Consider the following 24,307-nt stretch of genomic DNA (forward strand, 5'->3'; position numbering starts at 1 on the left):
CGCGAGGATAATTCCTGGAGGTTCCCGAGTGCAAGCCAGAACCCCTGCTCCCGCAGACGGCCCGGCCGACGGACCCGCGAAGGTCGGGCGCGCCGAGGCGGCCCGCTGGAGCGGCGCGCTCGACCTGCTGCGCCTCGTGCGCTCCCGGCCCGGCGTCACCCGCGCCGAGGCCGCCCGCGCGATGCACGTCGGATCCGGCACCGCGACGGAGATCGCCGCGCGCCTGCGCGCCCTGGACCTGCTCGCCGAGGCCCCCGCGCCGCCTTCGGGCCGCGGCCGCCCCACGACCACGCTGCACGCGCACCCGGACGGGCCGCTCGCGGCCGTCGTCGACGTCCGCTTCGCCGACTGGGTCGTGGCGATCGCCGATCTCGAAGGGGCCCTGGTCGACTCGACGCACGGCCGCCACGCCTCGAAGCGCCCCGAGCGCGTCTTCGCGGACATCCGTAAGGCCGTCGCCGCGCTCGCGGACCGCCACGGCGGCCGCGTCCGGGCCGTCTCGGTCTCGGCGACGGGCACGGTGCGGCGCAACGCGATCGTCCAGTCCAGTGTGCTCGGCTGGCGCGACCTCGAGGTCGCACCGCTGCTTCCCGGTGTGCCCCAGGTGCTCGGGAACGACGCGACGCTCGCGGGGCTCGCGGAGGCGCGGCTCTCGCACCCGGGCCGGAGCGTGCTGTACCTGACGATCGAGGTCGGCATCGGCGGGATCTTCGTCGACGAGGGGCACGCGGTGACGGGCGCGACGGGCGCGGGCGGCGAGTTCGGGCACGCGCCGCTGGGCGATCCGGCCGTGGCGTGCCCGTGCGGCGCGTCGGGCTGCTGGGACGTCGCGGTCGACGGCCGCGCGGTGGCGCGGCTGCTGGGGCAGGACGAGCCGGAGGACCCGCGCGCCTATCTCATCGAGGCCCTGGTGGATCCGGGTTCCCGTGCGGCCGTTGAGGAGTGCGCGGCGGTCCTGGGCCGGGGCACGGCCGGGCTCGCGAACATCCTCGACCCGGAGGTAGTGTGCCTGGGCGGTCTCGCGCCGGAGCTGCGCCGGGCCGCGCCCGAGTCGTTCGCGGCGGCGTACGGCGCGGGTCTCATGGGGTTCCGCCGGGACGACCCGCCGCGCGTCGTCCCCTCGGTGCTCGGCCCGGACGCGCCGCTCCTGGGCGCGGCCGAGGCCGCATGGGACGTGATCCTCACCGAAGGCGGCATCGCCGCTTGGACCGAGCAGCGCGCAGCCTAGGGCCGCAACGTGAACGGCGGCGGGCCGGAGCCCGCCGCCGTGGGTGTTGGAATCAGCTCTGGCCCGCGTGGCTCGCGAGGTAGGCGCGGATCGCGGCCGGGTCGTCCTCGCCCGCCCAGCCGATGTAGGCGTCGGGCCTGACGACCTTGACCTCACCGTCGGGGTGGGCCGAGGCGGCGCTGGCGGTGAAGTCGCCGGTGTAGGTCCCGGTGCTGTCGAGGATGCAGAACTTCCCGCCGCGCAGGGCCTCGTACAGGCGGGTGCCGTCGGCGAGGGCGATGTCGTTGGCGCGGTGGCCGACGAGGGCGTCCTCGCCCTTCCCGTGCCCGTAGTGGATGCCGACGCCGGAGATCATGCCCATGGCCTTGGCCTCGATCGGCTTGATGTGCATGGCGGTGGCGACGGCCGCGCCGCCGATGGCGGCCTTGAGTTTGGAGCGTTCGGCGGCGAGCCGGATGATCGCGCCGCTGGAGCGCAGGACGGCCTTGCCGACGGGGTGGCGTTCGGCGTTGTAGGTGTCGAGCAGGGCCGGGTCGGCGCCGCGCAGGACCGCGGCGAGCTTCCAGGACAGGTTCGCCGCGTCCTGGAGGCCGGTGTTCATGCCCTGGCCGCCCGCGGGGGAGTGGCAGTGCGCGGCGTCGCCCGCGAGGAACACGTTCCCTTCGCGGTACGTGGTGGCCTGGCGCTCGTCGGAGTGGAAGCGGGAGATCCAGCGCGGGTCGTGCATCCCGAAGTCGGTGCCGAAGGAGCGGCGGGCGGCCTCTTTGACCTCGTCGAGCTCGATGGGCTCGTCGTCGCCCTTCTGGTCGGCGCTGTTCCACGCGAAGATCCGCCAGTACTCGTCGCCGAAGGTGGCGACGAAGCAGAACGCGCCGTTGACGCCCTGGATCGCGGGGCTCTCGGCGGGCGGTTCGCTGAGTTTGACGTCGGCCAGCATGATCGACTTCAGGACGGCCTCGCCCGGGTAGTCGATGCCGACGGCCCGGCGCACGGCCGAGTGGATGCCGTCGCTGCCGACGACGTACCTGGCGGTGTAGTCGCCCTGCTCGGTGTGGACGGTGACGCTCTCGCCGTCCTGGGTGATGCCGGTGACCTTGTGCTCGTAGCGGATCGCGACTCCGGCCTTCGCGGCCCGGTTGCGCAGGACCTCTTCGACGTTGTACTGCGGGGTCATGAGGAGGTAGGGGAAGCGGGTCTCGAGGTCGGCGAGGTGGAGGGTGACCCGGTTGAACAGGCGGATGCCGGGCAGCTGCGCGCCGCCGTAGGCGAGGAGCTCGTCGGCGATGCCGCGGGCGTCGAACTCCTCCATGGTGCGGGCGTGGACGCCGAACGCGCGGGAGAGGTTCGAGAGGTTCGCGCCGCGGGATTCGAGGACGAGGACGTCGACCCCGGCTTCGGCGAGGTCGCCCGCGAGGAGGAGGCCGGTGGGGCCGGCGCCGACGACGATGACTTGTGCCTGGTTCGCAGACATGGCATGTCTCCCTTGGGGGTGGGACGGCGACAATAATTCATCGCCTGTTGAATTAAACGGTAGTGGAATTCGGCGGGGACCGGAAGTCTTTCTGGCGCAATGTGACGCAGGGAATCATCGAGTGGCGTCGAACCCGTCCGCGAGGAGCGTCAGGGCCCGGTCGACGAACACGGAGGGGTGGCCTTCGAAGCCCGAGCGCCACCAGTGGCGCATGGCGCCGATCGTCGCGCCGACGAAGGCGTGCACGAAGATCGACGCTTCGGGGCCGTCCGACTGCGGCAGCAGCGACCCGGCGATGGAGCGCGACTTCTCGTAGGAGTGGAGGATGTACGCGCCCTCGACCGCCGGGTGCGTGTGGACGAGGGCGAGGCGGCGGCGGATGAGCCGCAGCTCGGCCTCGTCCATGGCCGCGAAGGCGGCGGCGAGGACCTGCCGGAGCGCGCCGATCGGGTCGGGGGTCGCGAAGAGCGCGGCGAGCGGGCTCGTGGGGTGCTCGTCGGCCTCGTCCCAGATGACCAGCATCTCCTTGGTGCCGAAGTACCGGTACACGGTCCGCGGCGACACCTCGGCCGCCGCGGCGACGGCCTCGATGCCGACCTGGTCGAAGCCTCGCTCCTCGAACAGGTCCAGGGCGGCCGCCTGGATGCGGTGCATGGCCGCGAGCTTCTTGCGGGCCTGCAGTCCTTGCGGCGCAGCCGTTTCGGTCTCCATGGCACCAGTATAGGCAGTCACTGCCAGAAGGCAGTCACTGCCTACGGACTTCAATCGGTCATCGTCCGCCCGAAGGCGCTCACCAGTGCCGGTTGCAGCATTCGACGTGCAGTTCCGCGTAGGTGCGCGAGCGGTACCGGCCCATGGCGATCTCGGCGCAGCAGTGGCCGTCGGGCGCCTCGGCCAGCCGGGCGGGGGCCTCCTCGGCGAGCTCGCGGAGCTTCCAGCCTTCGCGTTCGAAGGCGGGGCGGCTGCCGACGATGAACAGGGTGTCGGCCGCGACCCGCCAGTCGAGGTGGTCGCGGAACCCGTGGTGCCAGCGGACGTCGTGCGGCCCCGACCGGTACGGAGGGAGCCCGCCCGCAGGGAACGTCACCTTCTGGACGTGCGACTCCGCGATCCGGGCGCGGACCCGTTTCCACTCCGACACTCGGAAGGCCAGGCTGTGGTGGAGCAGGACGAGGTCGAGGCGCCGGGACCCCGGAGCGGACCCGCAGTCCGCGTCGCCTGTCCGCAGCGGAAGCCAGACGATGCTTCTGCGGGATCTCGCGGCGAGCCACCAGGCGATCGCGAGATCCACCGTGGCCTGCTTGTCGACCGAGAACTGCATGCCGAAATCGTGGTGGAGCACCCCGTGCGCGGGCGGGCGCTCGGGTCGGATCACGCGATAGGCGGCCGCGCCGAGCCGGACACTGCCGACGCGCACCTTCCACTCCCGGTCGTCGAGTCGCACGCGCCTCCCTCGGTTCTCGTTGCGCCCAAGGCAGTATGACGATCCCAGGAGGCCGAGGCCACCCGGTTTCGCGGCCGGACCGGCGAACCGGGGCTTCCCGGCGGGGTCCTAGACGGCGGCCTTCTCGCGCCTGCGGGCCGGGTCGTAGACCGGGACCCACTTCGCCATCCACGCCGCACCGAACCAGGTGATGAGGCCCAGCGCGATCGCCGCCGCGCCCAGCGGCAGCACCAGTGACACGAGGCTGATCAGGCCCGGCCCGGCGACCCCGCCGAGGTCGCCGCACAGCCGCCACCCGCCGAGGAACTGGCGCCGCCCCTCGTCCGGCGCGACGTCCGCGCCGAGCGTGAGCACGATCCCCGACGAGATCCCGTTGCCCAGTCCCATGAAGCACGCGACGAGCCCGATCGCCACCGCCGTCCCCGACAAGGGCAGCAGCAGGAACCCCGCGCCCATGACGAGCATCGCCGGGAGCGCGACCCACATGCGCCCGAACCGGTCCATGATCGCCCCGCCCGGGTAGAACAGGAGCATGTCGACCCCGGCGGCGATGCCGAAGATGAGGGCCGTGGCCGTCGCGTCCAGGCCCTGGTGCTCGGCCCACAGCGGGATGATCGCCTGCCTCGAGGCGCGGGCGATCATGATGAGGAGGACCCCGGTTCCGAGCGTGGCGAGGACCTTCCGGTGCTCGGCCAGCACGGACCACATCCCGCGCCGCTCCGGGACCGCCGCGGCCGTCCGCGCGGCCGGCAGGTCGGGGAGGGCGAGGCTGAGGAGCCCGCCCGCGAGGCTCGTCGCGGCCGCGAACGCGTACGTCGCGCCGAACGAGTACTGCTCGATGAGGAACGCGCCGACGAACGGCCCGATGAACCCGCCGATGCGGAACGTCCCGCCCAGCGTCGACATGGCGCGGGCGCGGAAGCCCAGCGCCACCGCCTCCGACAGGTACGCGTGCCGCGCCAGCCCGAACACCGCCGCCGACATGCCGATGACGAACACCGTCGCCGCGAGCACCGCGAGCGAACCGGTCCGCGACGCCGTGATCAGCGCGGCCGCCTCGACCACGCACGCGGCCAGCAGCACCCGCTTCTCGCCGAACCGCTGCGCGAGCGCCCCCGCCGGAAGGTCGCCCACGAGCTGCCCGAACCCGACGAGCCCCACGATGATCGCCGCCTGCGTGACGCTCGCGCCCAGGTCGAGCGCCGAGAGGGCCACGAGCGGCATGACCGCGCCCATCCCGATCGAGATGAGGATCGTGGGCCCGTAGATCGGCAGGGCCAGACGCCGCAGGGGGAGGGATCGGGGCTCGGACACGCCCGGAACGTACCAAGCAGTAGCGAGCATCGATCACGTCAAGGGACCGCTATGTGATGAATTCGGGCCGGGGCGCATGCCGCGCCCCGGCCCTCGTGCTAAGCGGGCGTGCAGGTCACTGCCGGTGTCACTGCCGTGCCGCTCGCGACGAAGCCCCACGCGGCCGTCGTCCGCCCGGCGGCGACCGCGCCGTTCCAGCCGACGTCCTCCGCGGTCACCGCCGCCCCCGAACTCGTCACGGACGCGTTCCAGGAGCTGGTGATGCGCTGGCCGCCCGGCCACGTCCACGTCAGGGTCCAGCCGTTGATCGCGCTGGCCCCGGCGGTGACGGCCACGTTGCCCTGCCAGCCGGAGTCCCACTGGCCCACGACTTGGACGGCGGCGGTGCAGCCGGTCCCGGACGGCGGCGGGGAGGTGGTCTGGGCGGGGCTGGTGGTCTCGGCCGGGGTGGTCGTCTCGCTCGGGTTCCCGGTGGTCAGTGTCGGCGTCGTCCAGCTCCTCCACTGGGCGAGGTTCGCGGTCTTGTTGGGGTGCATGGTGATCTGTGCGGGCGGGTTGCCGGTGCCGTGCAGGAACTTGTTGATGCTCTGCTGCAGCGGGGTCCGCCATTCGGTGCGGGTCGCGCAGTGCGTCCCGTTCGACGTGTTGGAGTGGTAGGAGATGTTCGCGCCCGCGCCGAGCGCCTTGTAGACCTCGGCGCCGCCGAGGGCGGCGAGCGCGCCCGAGCGCGCCCCGAGCCATTCGACGTGCGGGTTCTCCATGACGAACAGGCCGCGCGGGGCGATCATGCCGACGATCTCGTGGGTGTCGACCGGGAGCGCGGCAGGGTTGCCGGTGTAGGCGCTGAACGCGTCGCCGAGCCACGGCTGCTCACCGTAGGCGCTGCTGAGCGGCTGCGAGCCGCTCTCCTGCGGGATGGACCGGAACGCGTTGGTGCCGCCGCTGCCGGACTCGATCGGCATCGTCAGGGCGATGCGCTGGTCGAAGGCCCCGGCGACGAACGCGCCCTTGCCGTACCGCGAGCACCCGGTGACGCCCGTGGTGGGCTTCAAAATGCTCCCGCCGGACTGCTCGATGACGTCGATGATGCGGCTCACCCCCCAGGCCTGCGCCATGAGGACGCCGGTGGTGCTGGTGGCGCCGTACAGGTTGTAGAACGCGCCCTGCTTGTTGTTGCGGGGCGTGCCCTCCGCGCCGACCGCGCCGGGGTCGTAGTTGACGACGGCGGTGCCGGTGGCGAGGATCGTCGCCGTGTCGGCCCCGAAGCCGCCGTAGACGATGACGGCGGGGAACGGGCCGGTGCCGCTGGGCAGCTGCACGCTCGCGGAGAAGCTCGTCGTGCGCCCGTTGTCGCTGACGTTGACGGTGATGCGCGATGCGGTCACGGTGCCGGTGGTGCTGTCGGGCTGCGGCTTGTCGCCGTAGACGGCGCGTTCGGCGAGCTCCTTGATCTCGGAGCGGCGGCACTCCCACTGGCTCTGGGAGGTGATGCGGGTGCCGTCGATCCTGGTGAACGGGTCGGGCAGGAGCGAACTGGACGCCCAGCTGCCGGGGACCGCCACGCCGCAGTCCGCGCCGTCCCATTCGGAAGCGGCCGTGACCTGCGCTTCCGCCTGGTTGAGGCGCGGTGCGAGCACGAAGGCGAAGGCGACCGCGAGCGCGGCCGCCAGGACGAGGGCGAATCTGAGTCGGTGTCGGACGGGGGAGTCGATCGATGATGCCATGGCAGATTCCTTGTCTGACCAGAGGCGACAGTCCATCATCGACGGTGAGGAGGGCGCGTGCGCGCGCCGGCGTCAACGGTGAGACCACTCATGCCGGGATTGCGAGTGAACTTCCGTGAGGGTCCCAACAGAATACATTGATGAGTATCGATGAGCAAGCGTGTGCCGGGCCCCGCGGGAACGCAAAAACCCCCGGCCGACGGCCGGGGGTTCCGATGTCTGGAGCGGGTGACGGGAATCGAACCCGCGCAATCAGTTTGGAAGACTGAGACTCTACCATTGAGCTACACCCGCGCTGGCCCGCCGAAGCGGACGCAGACGAGTGTAGCGCATCCGCTCAGCGGGACGGCAGCACACTTCGCAGGCCGCCCTCCAGATGGGCGAGGAACACCTCGTCCTCGTACGCCTCGGCCGCGTGGCCCAGGGCCGTGTAGAAGCACCGGCCCGCCTCGAGGCGGCGGTGCCAGGCGAGCGGGTGCGGGGCCCCCATGGCCAGGCCCGCCGTGTCGTACGTCCCCTCGTCGGCCTCCAGCAGCACCTCCACGTCCTTCGGCCGCTCGTCGAAGCTGTACCACTCGTCGGTCCACGCCCACCGCTGCGGCAGGTGCGCGGTCGCCGGGTGGGAAGGGCCGACGACGTCGATCTCGCCGGGCGTGCACCCCGGCGGGTGGCCGATGAAGCGGGCGCCCACGAGCTCCCGGAAGAACGGCCACGACCGCTCGGCCGTCGACGCGGCGTGCACCCCGCACCAGCCGCCGCCGCCCGTCACGAAGTCGGCCAGCGCCGCCCGCTCGAGCTCGTCGAGGACGTCCCCGGACGGGGAGAGCCACACGACGGCCGCGAACCGGGCGAGGTCGAGCGGGTTGTGCACGGCCGCGTCCTCGGTGTGCTCGAGCTCGCAGCCCAGCCCGGCCGCGATGCGCTCCACCGCCGCGACGCCCGCCGGGATCGAGTCGTGCCGGAAACCGGTCGTCTTCGTGAAGACGAGGATGGCGGGTGCGACCACAGCGTTCACTCCTGTTCGGGGCGGGGCGTCGTTCCGGACGGCCGGAGGACGGGACGTCCGACGCCTCCTGAGAACGATTGCAGGGCGTAGTCTAGGCGATCTCGGCACCGTCGGCCCGGCCCGCCCGGACCGGCCCCCCACAGGTGACGGGCGGCGATATCGACCACACCCGCCGGGGCCCCGCAGGTGCGGCGGCCTAGACTCGCTTCGGAGGGGGTCGATGCTGCGCTGCCGACGGACCGAAGCGGCCACCGCAACCCCCCGCCCCGACGCAAGTCAATGCCGCAGGGCAATCGAGCGAAAACGATCTAGGAGTACGTCTGTGAAGAGCACTGTCGAGACCCTGAGCCCGACCAGGGTGCGGCTGTCGGTCGAGGTGCCGTTCGAGGAGCTGGCGCCGTTCATCAACGAGGCGTACAAGACGGTCGGGCAGCAGGTCCGCGTCCCCGGGTTCCGTCCCGGCAAGGCGCCCCGCCAGGTCATCGACCAGCGCATCGGCCGCGAGTCGGTCTACGCGCAGGCCATGGACCCGGCCGTGCAGGCGAACCTCAACAAGGCCGTCACCGAGAACGACGTCAACGCGCTCGGCCGCCCCGAGCTGACCGAGGTCAAGCCGATCGAGGACGGCAAGCCGTTCGAGTTCGTGGTCGAGACCGACGTGACCCCCGCGTTCGAGCTCCCCGACTTCGCCTCGCTGAAGGTCACCGTCGAAGCCGAAGGCGTCACCGAGGAAGACGTGGACAAGGACCTCGAGTCCCAGCGCCTGCGCTTCTCCTCGCTGAAGACCGTCGAGCGCGCCGCGGCCGACGGCGACTTCGTCGTCCTCGACCTGCGCGCCACCCAGAACGGCGAAGAGGTCGAAGGCGGCTCCGTCACCGGCATGAGCCACGAGGTCGGCTCCGGCAACCTCCTCGACGGCCTCGACGAGGCCCTCATCGGCATGTCCGCCGGCGACGAGAAGACCATCCAGTCCACCCTCGCGGGTGAGCAGGAAGGCGAGACCGCCGACGTCGAGGTCAAGGTCACCCAGGTCAAGGAGCGCGAGCTCCCCGAGCTCGACGACGACTTCGCCGAGATGGCCAGCCAGTTCGACACCCTCGCCGAGCTGCGCGACGCCACCCGCGAGCGCCTGGAGAACCAGGCCCGCACCGGCAAGGCCAACGAGGCCCGCCAGAAGACCCTCGAGGCGCTGGTCGAGGCCGTCGAACTGCCCCTGCCGGAGAAGGTCGTCTCCGAGGACGTCGAGCACGAGCTCATGCACATGAAGGGCGGCCACGACGGCGAGACCGCCGAGGGCCTCGCCCAGTTCGAGCAGTACCTGCAGATGATGGGCAAGTCCGAGGACGAGTTCAAGGCCGACATGATCGCCGACTCCGAGGCGCGCCTGCGCCAGTCGATCATCCTCGGCAAGATCGCCCGCGAGCGCGAGCTCGAGGTCTCCGGCGAGCTCATGACCGCCGAGGTCGTCCGCCAGGCCCAGCAGCGCGGCGTCCCGCAGGACCAGTTCCAGAAGTTCGTCGACGAGCTCCGCACGAACGGCGGCCTCCAGCAGATCGCCGCGTCGCTGCGCCAGCAGCTCGCCCTCGAAGAGGTCGTCAAGGACGCCTCGATCACCGACGCCTCCGGCGCCGCGCTGACCGAGGAAGACCTCTTCCCGGGCCGCAAGGCCGCCGAGGCCGACGCCGAAGCAGACGAAGAGGAGAAGACCGAGGAGTAAATCCTCACCGGTTTTCCCAAGGGGCCCAACGCATCCGCGTCGGGCCCCTTTCGTCTTGCCGGAATGGGAGCGCTTTGCCCCGGTGGATCCCGAAATTTTTGCTACTCACGGGTAGAGACCGCCGTCACTTTGACCTATGGTGTGTATCTACATCCATCAATGCTCAACCCGCCGTGACCACGCCGCCCACCGTCTCGGGAGTGCCCCACTATGATCCCCCGACACCGCACCACACGACCGATCCCGCACGCCGCCGCCGCACTGGCCCTCGCCGTCCTCGCCTGGCCCGCCCCGGCCGCCGCCCAGGACGACCCCGCCGGGCAGGACCTCGCGTTCGACTACGGCGTCGACGGCGTCTCCTGGTACTGGAGCCGCCAGATCGACGAGACCCTCGAACTCGGCTCCATCGCACAGCAGGTCGAATGGCCCAACCCGCAGTCGGCGACGACGATGCCCGTCGCCGTCGAACTCGGCGAGAACACCAAGGTCGCCGCCCTCTCCTTCAACCTCGCCGAACGCGGCGTCACCGAGGGCTCCCAGATCACCGACTTCAAACTCACCGTCGCCGAAGGCGACGACCCGGGCGACTCGCCCACCTTCAACCCCACCGGCAAACTCGTCCAGGCCTGCCCGATCACCGAGGCCTGGTCCTCCGGCGAAGCCGAGATGTGGGACGTGCAGCCGCCAGTCGGCGAGGCCTGCGCCGTCGGCGAACGCGCCGAACCCGACCCAGCCGAGGTCGCCGACGCCGAAGCGCTCATCGCCGCCACCCAGGAGGCCATAGCGAACGGCGGGACCGCCGAGACGCCCGCCGTCGAGGTCCCGCTGCCCACCTGGACGTTCGACCTCACCGCGCTCGCGAAGGACTGGGGCCAGGACCCCTTCAAGAACTACGGCGTCATGTTCATGCCCGTCATGGACGGCGCGACCCCCGTCGACACGTGGCAGGTGAACCTCAAACTGCCGCTGCGAGACGACACCCAGACCCCCGTGAACGAGTACGACGCGACCGCCTACCGGCTCGCCGCCACGTTCGCGTTCACCCCCGGCCAGGCCCCGACCGACGGTGCGACCGACCCCGACTCCGGCTCCACGGGCGGCTCCGGAGGCGGCTCCTCCGGCAGCAGCGGCTCCTCCGGCGGGGGCGGCGGCTCCGGTTCGGACGGCGGCGACGAGCCCGCCGCCGAGGACCCCGCGTCGAGCGAGGAGCTCGCCCCGGCCGCGTACGAACCGATCGAGCCGAAAGCCCCCTGGTACGTGTGGACGCTCATCCCGGCCGCGCTGGTCGGCGCATACGTCCTCCACTCCGTGATGGGCGCTTCTGGGGCGGCCGCGGGCGGCGGCGGCGCGATCGACCGCATCCGCGCGCACAACCTCGACAAGCGCGGCTGGGCCCTGCCGATCCCGGCCGGGCTGTGGCAGAAGCTCACCGGCCGCGGGGACCGCCCATGAGGACGCGGACCACGTTGGCGCTCTTGGCGGCCGCGCTCCTCGTGCTGCCCGCGTGCGGCCAGTTCGAAGGCGTGCACGACGACTTCGTCGCCCAGGGCGGCGAGAACCCCGGCCTCGGCGGCGGCGACGCCGCGAGCAGCGACGGCGCGTCCTCCGGAGCCGACGGCACCGACGCCGCCGGGAACGGCGAGGGCGGCGGCGACTCCTCCGGCGACGGCGGGGGAGGAGGCGACGGCGGCGGCAACGACAACGGGAACGCCGGGAACGGCGACACCACCGGCGTCACCGCCGACACCATCACCATCGGCATCCACGCGCCCCTCACCGGCGCGGCCCCGCTCAAGCAGGCGTCGTTCGAGACCGGCAAGGACCTGTACTGGCAGTACGGGAACGGCGGGAAACCGGTCGAGATCCACGGCCGCACCGTCGAGACCGTGTTCGCCGACGACCAGTACCGGCCCTCCACGGCCCGGCAGGTCTGCCAGACCATGGCCGAGGAGCAGAAAGCGTTCGCGCTCATCGGCGCGGGCGGCACCGACCAGATCCAGGCGTGCGCCCAGTACGCCGCGAGCGAAGACGTCCCCTATCTGTCCACAGGGGTCACCGAGACGGGAATGGGCTCGCTCGACACGTACTTCGCCGCGTCCATGACCTACAAGCAGCAGACGCCGATGCTCGCCGACTACATCAAGAACGAGCTCGGCGTCACCGACGCGTCCAAAGTGGCCGCCGTCGTCACCAACACCCCGAACTTCGACGACGCCGTCGAAGGCTTCACCGGCGCGTTCGACGGCGTCGACGTCTTCCGGCCCGACAAGAACGAACGCGGCTCCTCCGCCGCCGGGAACCTCTGCACCGGCACGGTCAAGAACTACGACGTCGTCTTCGTGCTCACCAGCCCCACCTTCTACCTCGAGATGGCCGCCGCCTCCGGCTGCCGCCCCCAGTACGTCGGCGTCGGCGTCAGCATGGGCCTCGACCAGGTCGCCAGCACCGGCTGCAGCGCCGCGAGCTCCACCGAAGGCGCGCGCTTCTTCAACCCGACCCCGGCGTTCGCCGACGCCGGCGAATACGACGCCGACTTCCTCGCCGCCGTCGACGCCGCCGGGATCGAAGCCGACGACGTCACCTGGATGATGTGGGGACAGTCCAAAGTGCTCCACCAGATGCTCGACAAAGCAGGCGAGGACCTCGACCGGGGCGCGTTCATGGACGCCGTGGCGGGCCAGAAGTTCTCCACCGGCGTCTTCCCCGACCTCGACTACGCGAACGGGCCCTTCGGTGCGACACAAGTCAGCGTCCTTCGCAACGTCTGCGACGGCGGCGGGCACTACGAGACCGACCACGCCTTCGTGAACGGGTTCTGACGATGGGCGCCTTCCTCGCACTGGGCCTCTTCCAAGGCGCGGTCTACGGCCTCCTCGCCGTCGGCATCGTCCTCGTCTACAAGGCCAAACGCGTCTTCAACTTCGCCCAAGGCGAGTTCGGCGGCGTCGCCGCCTTCACCGCGTTCGCGATCGTCGTCGGCGCCGGCCTGCCCTACTGGGTCGGCGTCGTCGGCGGCCTCGCCGCAGCGGTCGCCATGGGCCTCATCGTCGAACGCGTCATCGTCCGGCCCTTGGAATCCTCCAGCCGCACCATCATGCTCGTCGCACTCGTCGGCGTCGCCCTTTTCACCATCGCGATCATCGTCCTTGTCGGCCAACCCATCCCGAGAGTCATGCCGCCTCTGATCACTGGCCAGGGCGTGAACATCCTCGGCGCGGGCATCCTCCCGCAGCAGCTCATCATCATGGCCGTCCTCGCCGTCCTCGCCGCCGCCATGGCCTGGTTCTTCAAGACGGACACCGGACTCGCCGTCCTCGCGTCCTCACAGGACACCCGCGCTGCGCAGGTCGTCGGCATCAGCCCTGTCGCCGTCTCCCGGCTCGTCTGGGGCATGGCCGCGCTCCTCGGCGGCATCGCCGGGCTCCTCTACGCCCCCGTCGGGATCTTCACGCCCGGGTTCATGACCCTCACGATGCTCGTGCCCGCCTTCGCCGCCGCCGTGCTCGGCGGCATGACCAGCCTCCCCGGCGCGTTCATCGGCGGCCTCGCCATCGGCGTCGTCCAGAACCTCGGCATCTACTACCTCGGACAGCAACTCAAGGTCCCCGGAGCAGCCGAACTCGGCGTCTTCGCCCTCCTCATGCTCGTCCTCCTCATCAGACCCCAAGGCCTACTAGGGAAGGAGGCCTAAATGACCACCGCGACCATGGTCCTCACCCGCGTCAAAGTCCAACGCCGCTTCGGCCTCGCCCTCCGCGTCACCCTCATCCTCGCCCTCCTCGCCCTCGCCGCCCTCCCGCTCCTCCTCGGCGGCGACGTCTGGGCCCAACGCATCAGCCGCGCCGCGATCTACGCCGTCATCGGCCTCTCCATCAACACCCTCACCGGCCACGCCGGACAGATCTCCCTCGGCCACCAGGCGTTCGTCGGCATCGGCGCGTTCGCCGCCGCATTCACGGCCTCCCGCCTCGGCGCACCCCTCGGCATCGGCCTCGCCGCCGCAGCCGTCGCCGGAGCCCTCACCGCCGCCGCCATCGGCCTCGTCGCCCTCCGCGTCACCGGCCTCTACCTCGCCCTCGTCACCCTCGCCTTCGGACTCACCGCCGAGACCACCATCTTCAACTGGCGCGAATTCACCGGCGGCGGCGCGGGCGCCCTCGCCCCCAGGCCCGCCGTCCTCGCCTCCGACCACGCCTTCGCGCTCCTGTGCCTCGGCGTCCTCGGCCTCGTCCTCTACCTCGACTGGCGGCTCGTCTCCACCAAGACCGGACGCGCCCTCGCCGCCGTCCGCAACGACGAACGCATCGCCTCCACCCTCGGCATCAACGTCACCGGCTACAAACTCGCCGCCTTCAGCCTCTCCGGCCTCATCGCCGGACTCGCCGGCGGCCTCTTCGCCCACTGGAACCAGATCGTCCAAGCCATGGACTTCGAATTCCAAGTCGCCCTCGTCTGGGTCCTCATGACCGTCGTCGGCGGCCTCCGCTCCCGCCTCGGCGTCATCCTCGCCTCCGCGTTCTTCGCCCTCCTGCCCCTCACCCTCCCCAACTTCCTCTCCGGCCTCCCCTGGCAGCCGCCCTTCCTCAACGAAGCGGTATATCACGTACTACCGCCGTTCATCGTGGTCGTCATGCTCCTCATCGTCCTCCGCTTCTTCCCAGGAGGCTTCGGACAACTCCTCAGACCCGCCACCAAATGGCTCACCGAAGGCCCCCGACACGGAGCACCGCGATGAAACGCCGCCAGATCCTCAAAGTCGACGGGCTCACGCTCCGCTTCGGCGGCCTCCAAGTCCTCAACGACCTCTCCCTCACTGTCCGCGAAGGCCAGATCGTCGGCCTCATCGGACCCAACGGCGCAGGCAAGACCTCCTGCTTCAACTGCCTCACCGGCATCTACCGACCCCAAAGCGGCCGCGTCCACTTCGCCGAACGCGACATCACCCACCTCCCCACCCACCGCCGCGCCCGCCTCGGCATGGCCCGCACCTGGCAGAACCTCGGCGTCATCGACACCCTCACCGTCACCGAGAACGTCATGCTCGCCCAGCACCAGCGCACCGGATACGCCGCGCTCGCAGGCATGCTCGGCCTCCCCGGCACCTGGCACCGCGAACGCGAACTCCTCCGCGACGCCGCCGAGATCATCGACTACTTCGGACTCGCGGACGTCGCCCGCGAACGCACCGGCGAACTCCCGTACGGCATCCGCAAAACCTGCGACATGGCCATGGCCCTCGCCTCCGACCCCCGCATGCTCCTCCTCGACGAACCCGCCTCAGGCCTCAGCCCCGAAGAAGCCCTCGGCCTCGGCGACACCCTCCGCGAACTCCGCGACCGCCTCAAACTCACGATCCTCATGATCGAGCACCACGTCCCCCTCGTCGCCGAAGTCTGCGACTACGTCTACGTCCTCAACTTCGGCGAACTCCTCACCGAAGGCCCGCCCGCCGACATCCAACGCCACCCCGAGGTCATCGCCGCCTACCTCGGCGGCACCGCCGAGACCACCGCACCCCCCGAGTGGCCCCTCAAACCCGAAGGAGCCGCCAATGGCACTGCTTGAGCTCGAGAACCTGCGCGCCGGATACGGCTCCGTCCCCGTCCTCCACGGCGTCACCCTCGACATCCCCGAAGGCTCCAACGCGGTCCTCCTGGGCCTCAACGGCGCCGGGAAGAGCACCACCCTCATGACCCTCGCCGGACTCCTCCCCGCCACCGGCGGCCAGATCCGCTACGACAGCACACCCCTCACCGGCACCCCCGGCGCCCGCGTCCGCGCCGGCATCGTCCTCGTCCCCGAAGGCCGCCACGTCTTCCCCGCCCTCACCGTCAGGCAGAACCTCCGCCTCGGCGCCTGGACCATCCGCCGCGACACCCGCCGCGTCCGCGCCAACCTGCGCGAGGTCTACCAGATCTTCCCCCGCCTCGAAGAACGCGCCGACCAGACCGCCGGAACCCTCTCCGGCGGCGAACAGCAGATGCTCGCCATCGGACGCGGCATGATGAGCTCCCCCCGACTCCTCCTCATCGACGAAGCCTCACTCGGCCTCTCGCCCAAACTCACCGAACAGGTCTTCGCCGCCGTCAAACTCATCAACCAGCGCGGCACCACCGTCCTCATGGTCGAACAGAACGCAGGCGTCCTCGCCCAGGCCGACACCGCCTTCGTCATGCAGCAAGGCCGCATCACCATCACCGGAACCGGCAGCGACACCCTCGGCGACGACGCCGTCCGAGCCGCCTACTTCGGCACCTAAACCCATTGGGCCCCAACCCGACCAAAGCTAATATCGGCCCATGTACCTCGTAACCGGAGCAACAGGCAACGTCGGCGGAGCAGTAGCGGACGCCCTCGTCGAACACGGCCACCCCGTACGCGCCCTGGTCCGCGACGAGACCCGCGCCCCGAAAGGCACCGTCCCCGCCGTGGCCGACCTGAACGACCCGGACTCGCTCACGCCCTGGCTCGAAGGCGTCGAAGCGGCCTTCATGCTCCCCGGCTACCCCGACATGCCCGCCCTCTACGAACGCCTCCGCGACGCCGGCGTGCGACGCGTCGTCCAACTCTCCGGCGGCTCCGCCGGAACCGGCGACAAGACCAACGCCGTCACCGCCATGATGGAAGGCTCCGAAGACGCCGCCCGCGAATCCGGCCTCGCCTGGACCATCCTGCGCCCCAACGCCTTCATGTCCAACACCCTGCGCTGGCTCCCGCAACTGCGCACCGGCGACACGGTCCGTGCGCCCTGGGGCGGCATCCCGCTGGCGTGCGTCGACCCGGTCGACATCGCCGCCGTCGCGGTCGCCGCGCTCCTCGACGACGCCCACAGCGGGGCCGTCTACCAGCTCTCGGGCCCCCGCGCGATGCTCCCCGCCGAGCAGCTGGCGATCCTCGCCCGCGTCCTCGACCGCCCGCTCCGCTTCGAAGCCCTCACCCTCGACGAGACCCGGGCCGAACTCGAAGCCACCATGCCCGCCGAGTACGTCCACGCCTTCTGGGACTTCTATGTGGACGGCAACCTCGACGAGTCCCGGCTCTTCTCCACGGTCGAGCAGATCACCGGCCGCCCGCCGCGCGCCTTCGAGCAGTGGGCCGAAGCCCACGCCGCCGACTTCCGCTAAAGCTCGGCCTGAAGCACCTTCGGCGAGGCCGCGAACCCGTTGCGGCAGTAGACGGGCACGGCCCGCGTGGTCGACTGCACGGTCACCTTCGGCAGCCCGAGCGCCCGCGCCTCGTCGAGCACCGCCGCGACGAGCCGCCCGCCCAGGCCGCCCGAGCGCGCCTCGGGCACCAGGTACACCGACTGCAGGTCGCCAATCGCCCGCGCCATGTTCCCGGGGGTCGGCACCCGCGCGACGACCGCCAGCCAGGCCATACCGACGACGGTCCCGTCGCGGCGCAGCACCGTGCAGCGATGCGACTCGGTGTGCTGCCGTGCCCATGCCACGAACTCCTTCTCGAAGACCTCGCGTGCGACGTCCGGCTGTTCACCGGCCTCGACTTCCCACTGCCACCGCAGCCCGGCGACGGCGGTGAACTCCTCGTCCCGGGCCGGCCGGATCTCGATCGCATCCACGCCGCCCATTCTCCCTGACGCCGCAGACGCCGCCGAAAGGTTATCCACAGGCCGTTGATCAGGCAACAAAAGTGCAGCTCACATAGTTATCCACAGGCAGAAAAGATTCCTTGAGTGTCTTGACTTTCTGTGGGAGGCTGGCTTCAGTTTTGGTGTAGGTCGGCGGTAAGTGGGAGCCGATCGGACCGCCGCAAGACTGGAGGCGCGGGTTGGCACCCGCGTCGCCGGCACCTGCACCAGACGGCCGCGGCAGCGAGGCGGCGGTCGGCCCTAGCCAGGCCGACCGCCCCCGCTACAACAACAGCAAGACAGGCCCGAAGGCCCCAGGCCCCGGGCGAGACCCGGTAGAGCCCGGGCCGGTGAGTCGGTTCGGACTTCGAAGTCCGTGTAGCCCAGGATCATTCGTTCGGCTCGGTCAGGCCGGGTCGAGGCGGCGGCGGAGGAGGCAGAACACGTTGCCTTCGGGGTCTTGGAGGACATGCCAGTCCTCGTCGCCGGTCTGGCCGACGTCGGCGGGCCGGGCGCCCAGGGCGAGGAGGCGTTCGAGTTCGGCTTCCTGGTCGCGGTCGGTGGCGTTGACGTCGATGTGGAGCGGGAGCTTCGCGGGTTTCGGGTCGGCGCTGGGGCTGAGGATCAGCGTCGGCTGGAGGCCGCCGAACCCGGAGGGCGGGCCGATCTCGACGCCGCCGTCGGGCTCGCGGCCGAGCTCGACGTAGTCGAGGACGCCGCACCAGAACGCGGCCAGCGTCTCGGGATCTTCGCAGTCGAGGATCAGTTCGCTGATGCGGGATGCCATGCCCGCCAGTATACGAATGCGGGTGTCGGGAAGGCGATTTTCAGGCTGGGGCGTTCGCGAACAGGGTCACCAGGAGTTCGACCCGCTGCTCCTGGTACTGCTTCGGCATCCGCCCTTCGTTCTGCAGGACTGCGAGGCCGTGCAGTGCGCCCCAGAAGAGCTCGGCCAGCGCGCTGTTCCGGTCGTTCGGGGGACCGAAGGCGCCGACGATCTCGTTGAATCCCGCGCGGAGGGGGGCCGGGGTTTCGGGGCTGCCGAACTGCACTCGGGTGGGGAGGATGAACATGGCCTGGTAGGCGGCCGGGTGTGCGGCGGCGAAGGCGAGGTAGGAGGCGGCGATGGCGCGGATGCCTTCTGCGGCGGGAGCTTCGAGGCGCGCGTCGCGCAGTCGCTCGTGGAGTTCGCCGAAGCCTTCGACTGCGACGGCGTCGCGGAGGGCCTGCATGTTGGCGAAGTGGCCGTAGAGGACTGGTTGGCTGTACTCGACCTTGTCGGCGAGCTTGCGGGTGGTCACCGCGTCCCAGCCTTCGGCTTCGGCGAGTTCGCGGGCGGTGGTGATGATGAGCTGGTGTCGTTCGGCGCGTTGCCGTTCGCGGCGTTCAGTGGCAGTCACCACAAGATTCTAGCACTGCTAGATTTTCTGGCGAGGTTGATATAGCGTTGATCATGGTTCTAGCAATGCTAGATTTTGACTCGCCTCTCGGAAGGGACCACCCCCGTGCTCGCCACCATCGCCACCGTTCTCGCTGCTGTCGTCGCGCTCGCCGTCGTCGCCATGGGCATCACCGGCATGCTCCGGCCCTCGTTCTACGCCGGATTCGGCATCCCCGGCACCGCCGAGGCGCAGGATGATCCGGTCCTGACCGCCTGGCTCACCGTCAAGGGCAACCGCGACCTCGGCTCCGGCCTCATGCTGCTCATCGTCACCCTGCTCGGCACCACCTCGCTCGCCGGGTGGGTCATGCTCGCGGCCGCCGTCATGCCGATCTGCGACGGCCTGACCGTCCTGCGCGCCAAGGGACCCCGAGCGGCCGCCATCGGCGTGCACCTCACCACCGCCGCTTCGATGATGCTGATCGCAGTGCTGCTGTTGCTTGCCTGAGACAGCGCGAAGGCCGGTCCCTCCCACTGGGACCGGCCTTCGCCGGTGATGGTCTAGGCCGCTTGCAGCCGCATCGCGATCCGGTCCGAGGCCGGGATCGGCACATAGACCCGGAGTCCCTGGGCCGCATCGGTTCCCGACAAGTGGGTGTAGTCCTCGCCCGGGTGGTAGCCCGCGCCGGGCCTGCCGAGTTCGTCGACGCTTACTTTGATTCGGTTGTCGCCGAGGCGGTAGGTGAACGACGCGTCCACCGGTTCGAACCCGCCCTCCTTCGCGGGCCGCACACCCTCCAGGCTGCCGCCGTCCCTGAAGGACAGCTCCAGTACCTGCCGGACGCTGCCGGGAGCCGACACCACTCCAAGGCGCACTTCACGTTCGCCGACCACGACCTGCACCTCGGTCTCGAGCGCGAACTCGTCGCGCGGCCGGTGCGCGAAGTCCATCGACGCCGAGAACCGGCCGTCGTCGGCGAGCGCGTACTCGCCGTCGTCGCGCCGGTACGCCGCAGGCATCGGCTGGTAGTACGCCGCCGCCACCCGCTCGGTCAAAATGAAACGTCCGGCGTCCACCTCGAAATCGTCGGCCCGGAATGGCCCCATGCCGAAGAAGTCCCGCGACAGCCGTACCGAATCCAGCACGGCCCCGCCGTTGAACATCCGCAGGAACGTCGGATTGCTCGACAGCCCCGACCGGATCCACCCGTGCCCGGCGTAGTCCGTCCCGCCGAACACCGTCACCGCCACATCGCCGTCCCGCACCACCGCCAGCCCCGCCGAGAAGAACACCGACTCGACTGCCTTCGGCGCCTCCGGTTCCGGCAGCACCCCGGCCAGCGTCGGGTCGAGCAGGATCTCCGCCAGCGCGTCCGCCGGGTACACGATGGGCGATGCGAGGATCCGGTGCACGACGTCCGCGAAGTCCCCTCGCCCGCGCGCGATCGCGTACCGCCGGAACTGCATCAGGAACGGCGCCAACGGGAACGGACCGCCGCGCTGGTCCTGCCGCCGCGAGTGCACGGTCTCGACGGTGCCGTCGGGCAGGGCCGTCGCCTGGATCGCCTCGAGGTTGCGGCACACCGCGTCGAGCAGTTCCGGCCGGTCGAGCAGCGTGCCGATGGCCGTGAGCGACGGGTTCGAGACGTGCAGGGAGTAGTTCGGGCTCCGCTCGGAGTACATCCCGTCGGGGGCGATGTCGATCCCCTCGGCGAGCCACTCGCCGACGCGCGCGACGAGCCGCTCGTCAGGCCAGTGCGCGTTCAGGCGCGCGAGGGCCGCGCTGAGCTCCCACCGGTGGTTCGGGGTGTGGACGCCGCCCAGGCGCAGCGGCCCGGCCGCCGCGACCGCGATGGCCTCGAGCGCTGCCGCCAAGGGCCGCAAGGTGGCCGGTGCGGTGTCCAGCCGCAGGAGCGCGTACGTGTCGCACAGGTCGTTGATCGTGAACGCGGTGTCGGGCGGCGAGGCCAGGTTCTCGCTGTCGAACAGGCCGTTGGAGCCCTGCATCCCGGCCAGGAAGTCGACGAGCCGGGACGCGGCGCGGGCGGCCTCCTCGGAGGCGTACAGCGCCGAGGGCGGGTGGACGGCGCACGCCACGAGCGTCTTCGCGGCGGACATGACGGCCCGGTGGTGCGGCGCGCCTGCCAGGAGGCCGTCCACGCCGGCGAGCACCTCGCGGGCCCGCGCGTCGGCGGCCTCGCCGACGGCGGCGAGGAACGCGGTGTCAGTCCTTGAGTCCGGCATTGATGTCCTCGTTCATGACGTACTTCTGGAACACGATGAAGATGAGCACGAGCGGCAGGATCGACATGACGGACGCGGCCAGCAGCAGCGGCCAGTCGATGTTCTCGGCGCCCACGATGGACCGCAGGGCGATCTGGAGCGTGAACTTCCGCTCGTCGCCGACGACGATCAGAGGCCAGATGTAGTCGTTCCAGCGCCACTGGAACGAGAAGATCGCCAGGGTCATGATGATCGGCCGCGACATGGGCAGCATGATCCGGAAGAAGATCCCGGTCTCGCGCGCGCCGTCGATGCGGGCGGCCTCGATGATGTCGTCGGGGATGGACACGAAGAACTGGCGGAACATGAACACGCCGGTGGCGGTGAGGATCGACGGGACGACGAGGCCCGCCATCGTGTCGTACATGCCGAGGTCGCGGATGACGAGGAACGTCGGGGAGAGGATGACCTCGGTCGGCAGCATCGTGGTGGCGAGGATGCAGATGAAGAACACCCGGATCCACACCTTGTCCTGGTACTTCGCGAGCGCGTACCCGCACATGGCGCTGGCCATCACCGTCAGGACGGTGGTCGTGAGCGCCACGGCGAGCGTGTTCGAGAAGTACAGCATGAAGTCGAACCGGTCCCAGGCCTTCTCGAACCCGGCGAGGGTGGGGTTCTCGGGCAGGATCGTGAGCGGGTACTGGAACAGTTCGGAGCCGGGTTTGAAGGCGCTCAGGAGGAACCAGACGAGCGGGAACGCGTAGAGCACGGCGAGCAGCCACATGAACGTGGTCATGGGGACGACGGAGCCGAGCTCTTTCGCCTTGCGCGCCTTCCGGGTCGCGGGCTTGGTCACGGTGCTCATGCGGAGCGCCTCCGGTTGACGGCCATCTGCACGAGGGCGATGGAGAGCAGGATGAGCAGCAGGATCATGGAGACGGCGCTGGCGTAGCCGATGTCGGCGCGTTTGAAGCCGGTCTCGTAGATGTACTGGATGAGCAGGACGTTGGAGGTGCCGGGCCCGCCGCCGTTGAGGGCTTGGACCATCGCGAACTCCTTCATGGCCCCGAGCGAGGACAGGAGGATCACCAGGAACGAGGTGGGCGCGATGGACGGGAGCGTGATGTGGCGGAAGCGCTGCCAGGCGTTGGCGCCGTCGATCTGGGCGGCCTCGTAGTAGGCGCGGGGCACGTTCTTGAGCGCGGCGATGAAGATGAGCATGTTGAACGCGGTGCCGCCCCAGGTCGCGGCGATGACGACGACCATGAGCGCGAGGTCGGGGTCGGTCTGCCAGGCGAGCGGGTCGGCGCCGAGGCGGGAGATGAAGTAGTTGACGAAGCCGAAGCTCTCGCCGAACATCCAGCGCCAGACGACGCCCGCGACGATGGGGGAGATGAGCCACGGGAAGAAGAACACGATCTTCGCGACCGATTTGCCCTTGGTGTAGTTGGAGACCAGGAGCGCCGCGATGGACAGCGACATGACGTACATGAGCGGGACGCTGAGGGCGGCGAAGAGCAGTGTGCGCGTGAGCGACTCGTAGAACGTCGGGTCGGCGAAGAGCTTCTCGTAGTTGTCGAGGCCGATGAACTCGGGGGTGCCGATCCCGGAGTAGTCGGTGAAGGAGTAGATGAGGCCCAGGCTGCCGGGCCAGACGAAGAAGACGAGGAACAGGACGATGCTGACCCCGGCGAGCGCGAGCGGCGCGAGGCGGTATTGGGCGCGGCGGCCCCTGCCGGGCCGCTTGCGCGGCCCGGCGGGGGACTCGTTTCGGATGGCGGTGGCCGTCAAGGTCTACTCGCAGGTGATGTTCTCGTTGAGACCGGCGATGATGTTCGCGATCGTGGTGGCCACGTCCTGCTCGCCGTTGGCGAGCTTGACGGCTTCGTCCTTGAGCGGGTCGGCGTCGCCGCCCGCGGTCTGGCCCTTGTAGACCATCTCGAGGGCGGAGTTGCCCTGCTCGGCCGAGACGGGCGCGGAGGCCGCGATCTCGTCGTTGTACAGGTCGAAGCTGGCCTGCGAGGCGCCGTAGTCGATGTCGAGGCCCTGGACGACGGGCAGGAAGCCGGAGATCTCGCAGATCTCGGTGTAGTTCTCGGCTTCGAACAGCCAGCTGATGAAGTCGAGCGCGGCCTGCGACTTGTCGCCCTTGTACGCCACGATGTAGCCGCCGCCGAGGTTGGTGGCGCGCCGGGTCTGGGCGGGCATGAGCGCCGAGGCCCATTCGAAGTCGGCGATGTTGGCCTGGAAGTCGGCGACCTGCCACGAGCCGGAGTAGTACGCGGCGACCTGGCCGCTCTTGAACAGCGCGTTCGCGTCGTCGCCGGAGACCCACACCGATTTGGGCATGACGTCGTCGTCGTTGATGTCGGCGAAGGTCTGGAGCGCGGCGGTCGTCGCGGCCTCGTCGGTCGAGTAGGTGCAGTCGTCGCCGAGGACGAACCCGTCGGAGCCGAACTGGTACATGAAGGACCGCAGGCGGTGCGAGGACGGGTCCATGACGAGCCCGTAGCGCGCTCCAGTCGCGGCCTTCACCTCCTTGACGGCGGCGATGAACTGGTCCCAGGTCCAGAGCCCGTCGGCGGTGGTCGGGTAGGCGACGCCGGCCTGGTCGAACAGGCTCTTGTTGACGTAGAGGCCGACGGCGGTGAGGTCGGTGAGGAACGTCGGGATCTCGCCGTCCTCGTTCTCCGCGAGCAGGCTCTCCATGACGCCGCGCTCGGCGGCGATGTCGGAGAGGTCCTCGAGCTGGTTCTGCCAGATCGGGTCGATCGCGGTGACGCGCGCGAAGTCGGGCAGGCCGTCGGCCTGGGCGGCGTTGCGCAGCCGGGTGTTGAAGTCGTCGTAGGGGATGTCGTCGATGTCGATCGTCACCCCGGTCTCCTCGAAGTACTTGTCGGCCATCTTCTGGAAGCCGCCGCCTTGGTTGGCGTCGCCCGAGAGCCAGAACTTCAGGGTCTTCGTGTCGCCCTCGTCGTCGCCGCCTCCGATGAAGCCGCAGGCGCTGAGGGGCAGGGCCGCCGCGCCGGCGGTGCCGGCGGTGAGGATGAGTCTTCTCTTCATTGAGCTCTCTCTTCAGGATGCGGGCCGGTGAGGGGCCCGTCGGGGTTCGGTGCGGCGCCGGCCCCCGGCCGTCGTCCGCTGTGACGCATCCGCGTGTGCCAAGTCACCCGGGTATGCGCTTGCCCGACCATAGCAGATCTTTCCT

At 70.2% G+C, this 24,307-nt stretch carries 23 protein-coding genes and 1 tRNA gene; 10 read left to right on the top strand and 14 right to left on the bottom strand.

The window, feature by feature from the left end; translation table 11 throughout:
• Positions 1-28 precede the first annotated feature (28 nt).
• Positions 29-1,228 (top strand): ROK family transcriptional regulator, encoded by a 1,200-nt coding sequence (locus ACGGCP_RS24355; protein WP_392970406.1) that lies wholly within the window; start codon positions 29-31, stop codon positions 1,226-1,228.
• A gap of 52 nt (positions 1,229-1,280) precedes the next feature.
• Here ACGGCP_RS24355 and ACGGCP_RS24360 read toward each other — a convergent pair whose 3' ends face one another.
• The 7 genes from ACGGCP_RS24360 to ACGGCP_RS24390 form a co-directional block, all read right to left on the bottom strand.
• Positions 1,281-2,699, bottom strand: coding sequence for an FAD-dependent monooxygenase (locus ACGGCP_RS24360; protein ID WP_392970408.1), 1,419 nt, complete (start codon positions 2,697-2,699; stop codon positions 1,281-1,283).
• Between the two features lie 114 nt (positions 2,700-2,813).
• Positions 2,814-3,410: a TetR/AcrR family transcriptional regulator gene (locus tag ACGGCP_RS24365; RefSeq protein ID WP_392970411.1), complete on the bottom strand. Its 597-nt coding sequence runs from the start codon at positions 3,408-3,410 to the stop codon at positions 2,814-2,816.
• Positions 3,411-3,489: 79 nt separating this feature from the next.
• Positions 3,490-4,143, bottom strand: coding sequence for a hypothetical protein (locus tag ACGGCP_RS24370; protein WP_392970414.1), 654 nt, complete (start codon positions 4,141-4,143; stop codon positions 3,490-3,492).
• A gap of 108 nt (positions 4,144-4,251) precedes the next feature.
• Positions 4,252-5,457 carry an MFS transporter gene (locus tag ACGGCP_RS24375; RefSeq protein ID WP_392970417.1) on the bottom strand — a complete coding sequence of 402 codons (1,206 nt, stop codon included), beginning with the start codon at positions 5,455-5,457 and terminating at the stop codon, positions 4,252-4,254.
• Between the two features lie 98 nt (positions 5,458-5,555).
• Complete coding sequence (locus ACGGCP_RS24380) at positions 5,556-7,181, bottom strand: cellulose binding domain-containing protein (protein ID WP_392970420.1); 1,626 nt, start codon at positions 7,179-7,181, stop codon at positions 5,556-5,558.
• Positions 7,182-7,401: 220 nt separating this feature from the next.
• A tRNA-Gly gene (locus tag ACGGCP_RS24385) sits at positions 7,402-7,475 on the bottom strand.
• A gap of 43 nt (positions 7,476-7,518) precedes the next feature.
• Positions 7,519-8,187: a ThuA domain-containing protein gene (locus ACGGCP_RS24390; RefSeq protein ID WP_392970423.1), complete on the bottom strand. Its 669-nt coding sequence runs from the start codon at positions 8,185-8,187 to the stop codon at positions 7,519-7,521.
• 322 nt (positions 8,188-8,509) lie between these two features.
• Here ACGGCP_RS24390 and tig point away from each other — a divergent pair, with 322 nt between their 5' ends.
• The 8 genes from tig to ACGGCP_RS24430 all read left to right on the top strand — a co-directional run bounded on the left by tig (position 8,510) and on the right by ACGGCP_RS24430 (position 17,028).
• A complete protein-coding gene (gene tig, locus ACGGCP_RS24395) occupies positions 8,510-9,904 on the top strand; it encodes a trigger factor (RefSeq protein WP_392970426.1) in 1,395 nt (464 codons plus the stop codon).
• A gap of 210 nt (positions 9,905-10,114) precedes the next feature.
• Complete coding sequence (locus ACGGCP_RS24400) at positions 10,115-11,356, top strand: hypothetical protein (RefSeq protein ID WP_392970428.1); 1,242 nt, start codon at positions 10,115-10,117, stop codon at positions 11,354-11,356.
• Entirely contained in the window at positions 11,353-12,723 is a 1,371-nt protein-coding gene (locus ACGGCP_RS24405; protein ID WP_392970431.1) for an ABC transporter substrate-binding protein, read from the top strand. The genes ACGGCP_RS24400 and ACGGCP_RS24405 overlap by 4 nt, the downstream gene beginning before the upstream one ends.
• Before the next feature lie 2 nt (positions 12,724-12,725).
• A complete protein-coding gene (locus ACGGCP_RS24410) occupies positions 12,726-13,595 on the top strand; it encodes a branched-chain amino acid ABC transporter permease (protein ID WP_392970434.1) in 870 nt (289 codons plus the stop codon).
• Positions 13,596-14,639, top strand: coding sequence for a branched-chain amino acid ABC transporter permease (locus ACGGCP_RS24415; protein ID WP_392970437.1), 1,044 nt, complete (start codon positions 13,596-13,598; stop codon positions 14,637-14,639).
• Positions 14,636-15,469, top strand: a complete 834-nt coding sequence (locus tag ACGGCP_RS24420) for an ABC transporter ATP-binding protein (protein ID WP_392970440.1) — start codon at positions 14,636-14,638, stop codon at positions 15,467-15,469. Before ACGGCP_RS24415 ends, ACGGCP_RS24420 begins: the two co-directional genes overlap by 4 nt.
• Entirely contained in the window at positions 15,456-16,163 is a 708-nt protein-coding gene (locus ACGGCP_RS24425; protein WP_392970443.1) for an ABC transporter ATP-binding protein, read from the top strand. Before ACGGCP_RS24420 ends, ACGGCP_RS24425 begins: the two co-directional genes overlap by 14 nt.
• Positions 16,164-16,203: 40 nt before the next feature.
• Positions 16,204-17,028, top strand: coding sequence for an NAD(P)H-binding protein (locus ACGGCP_RS24430; RefSeq protein WP_392970446.1), 825 nt, complete (start codon positions 16,204-16,206; stop codon positions 17,026-17,028).
• On the opposite strand, the gene ACGGCP_RS24435 is transcribed toward ACGGCP_RS24430, so the two are convergent.
• From ACGGCP_RS24435 to ACGGCP_RS24445, 3 genes are all read right to left on the bottom strand, one after another.
• Positions 17,025-17,492 carry a GNAT family N-acetyltransferase gene (locus tag ACGGCP_RS24435; RefSeq protein ID WP_392970449.1) on the bottom strand — a complete coding sequence of 156 codons (468 nt, stop codon included), beginning with the start codon at positions 17,490-17,492 and terminating at the stop codon, positions 17,025-17,027. The two genes, ACGGCP_RS24430 and ACGGCP_RS24435, sit on opposite strands and share 4 nt — an antisense overlap.
• Positions 17,493-17,898: 406 nt before the next feature.
• Positions 17,899-18,279, bottom strand: a complete 381-nt coding sequence (locus ACGGCP_RS24440; protein WP_392970452.1) for a VOC family protein — start codon at positions 18,277-18,279, stop codon at positions 17,899-17,901.
• Positions 18,280-18,319: 40 nt separating this feature from the next.
• Complete coding sequence (locus ACGGCP_RS24445) at positions 18,320-18,892, bottom strand: TetR/AcrR family transcriptional regulator (RefSeq protein WP_392970455.1); 573 nt, start codon at positions 18,890-18,892, stop codon at positions 18,320-18,322.
• Positions 18,893-18,997: 105 nt separating this feature from the next.
• On the opposite strand from ACGGCP_RS24445, the gene ACGGCP_RS24450 reads away from it, so the two are divergent.
• A complete protein-coding gene (locus ACGGCP_RS24450; RefSeq protein ID WP_392970457.1) occupies positions 18,998-19,381 on the top strand; it encodes a DUF4267 domain-containing protein in 384 nt (127 codons plus the stop codon).
• A gap of 53 nt (positions 19,382-19,434) precedes the next feature.
• Here the strand turns inward: ACGGCP_RS24450 and ACGGCP_RS24455 are convergent, their stop codons facing one another.
• From ACGGCP_RS24455 to ACGGCP_RS24470, 4 genes are read right to left on the bottom strand one after another with little or no spacing between them, the layout of a single operon-like run.
• Positions 19,435-21,117, bottom strand: a complete 1,683-nt coding sequence (locus ACGGCP_RS24455; protein WP_392970459.1) for a hypothetical protein — start codon at positions 21,115-21,117, stop codon at positions 19,435-19,437.
• Entirely contained in the window at positions 21,098-21,964 is an 867-nt protein-coding gene (locus tag ACGGCP_RS24460) for a carbohydrate ABC transporter permease (RefSeq protein ID WP_392970462.1), read from the bottom strand. Before ACGGCP_RS24460 ends, ACGGCP_RS24455 begins: the two co-directional genes overlap by 20 nt.
• Positions 21,961-22,890, bottom strand: a complete 930-nt coding sequence (locus ACGGCP_RS24465; protein WP_392970465.1) for a carbohydrate ABC transporter permease — start codon at positions 22,888-22,890, stop codon at positions 21,961-21,963. The genes ACGGCP_RS24460 and ACGGCP_RS24465 overlap by 4 nt, the downstream gene beginning before the upstream one ends.
• A gap of 3 nt (positions 22,891-22,893) precedes the next feature.
• A complete protein-coding gene (locus ACGGCP_RS24470) occupies positions 22,894-24,162 on the bottom strand; it encodes an extracellular solute-binding protein (protein WP_392970468.1) in 1,269 nt (422 codons plus the stop codon).
• Positions 24,163-24,307: the final 145 nt, after the last annotated feature.

Source organism: Glycomyces sp. NPDC048151, assembly GCF_043202775.1.
Lineage (GTDB): Bacteria > Actinomycetota > Actinomycetes > Mycobacteriales > Micromonosporaceae > Glycomyces.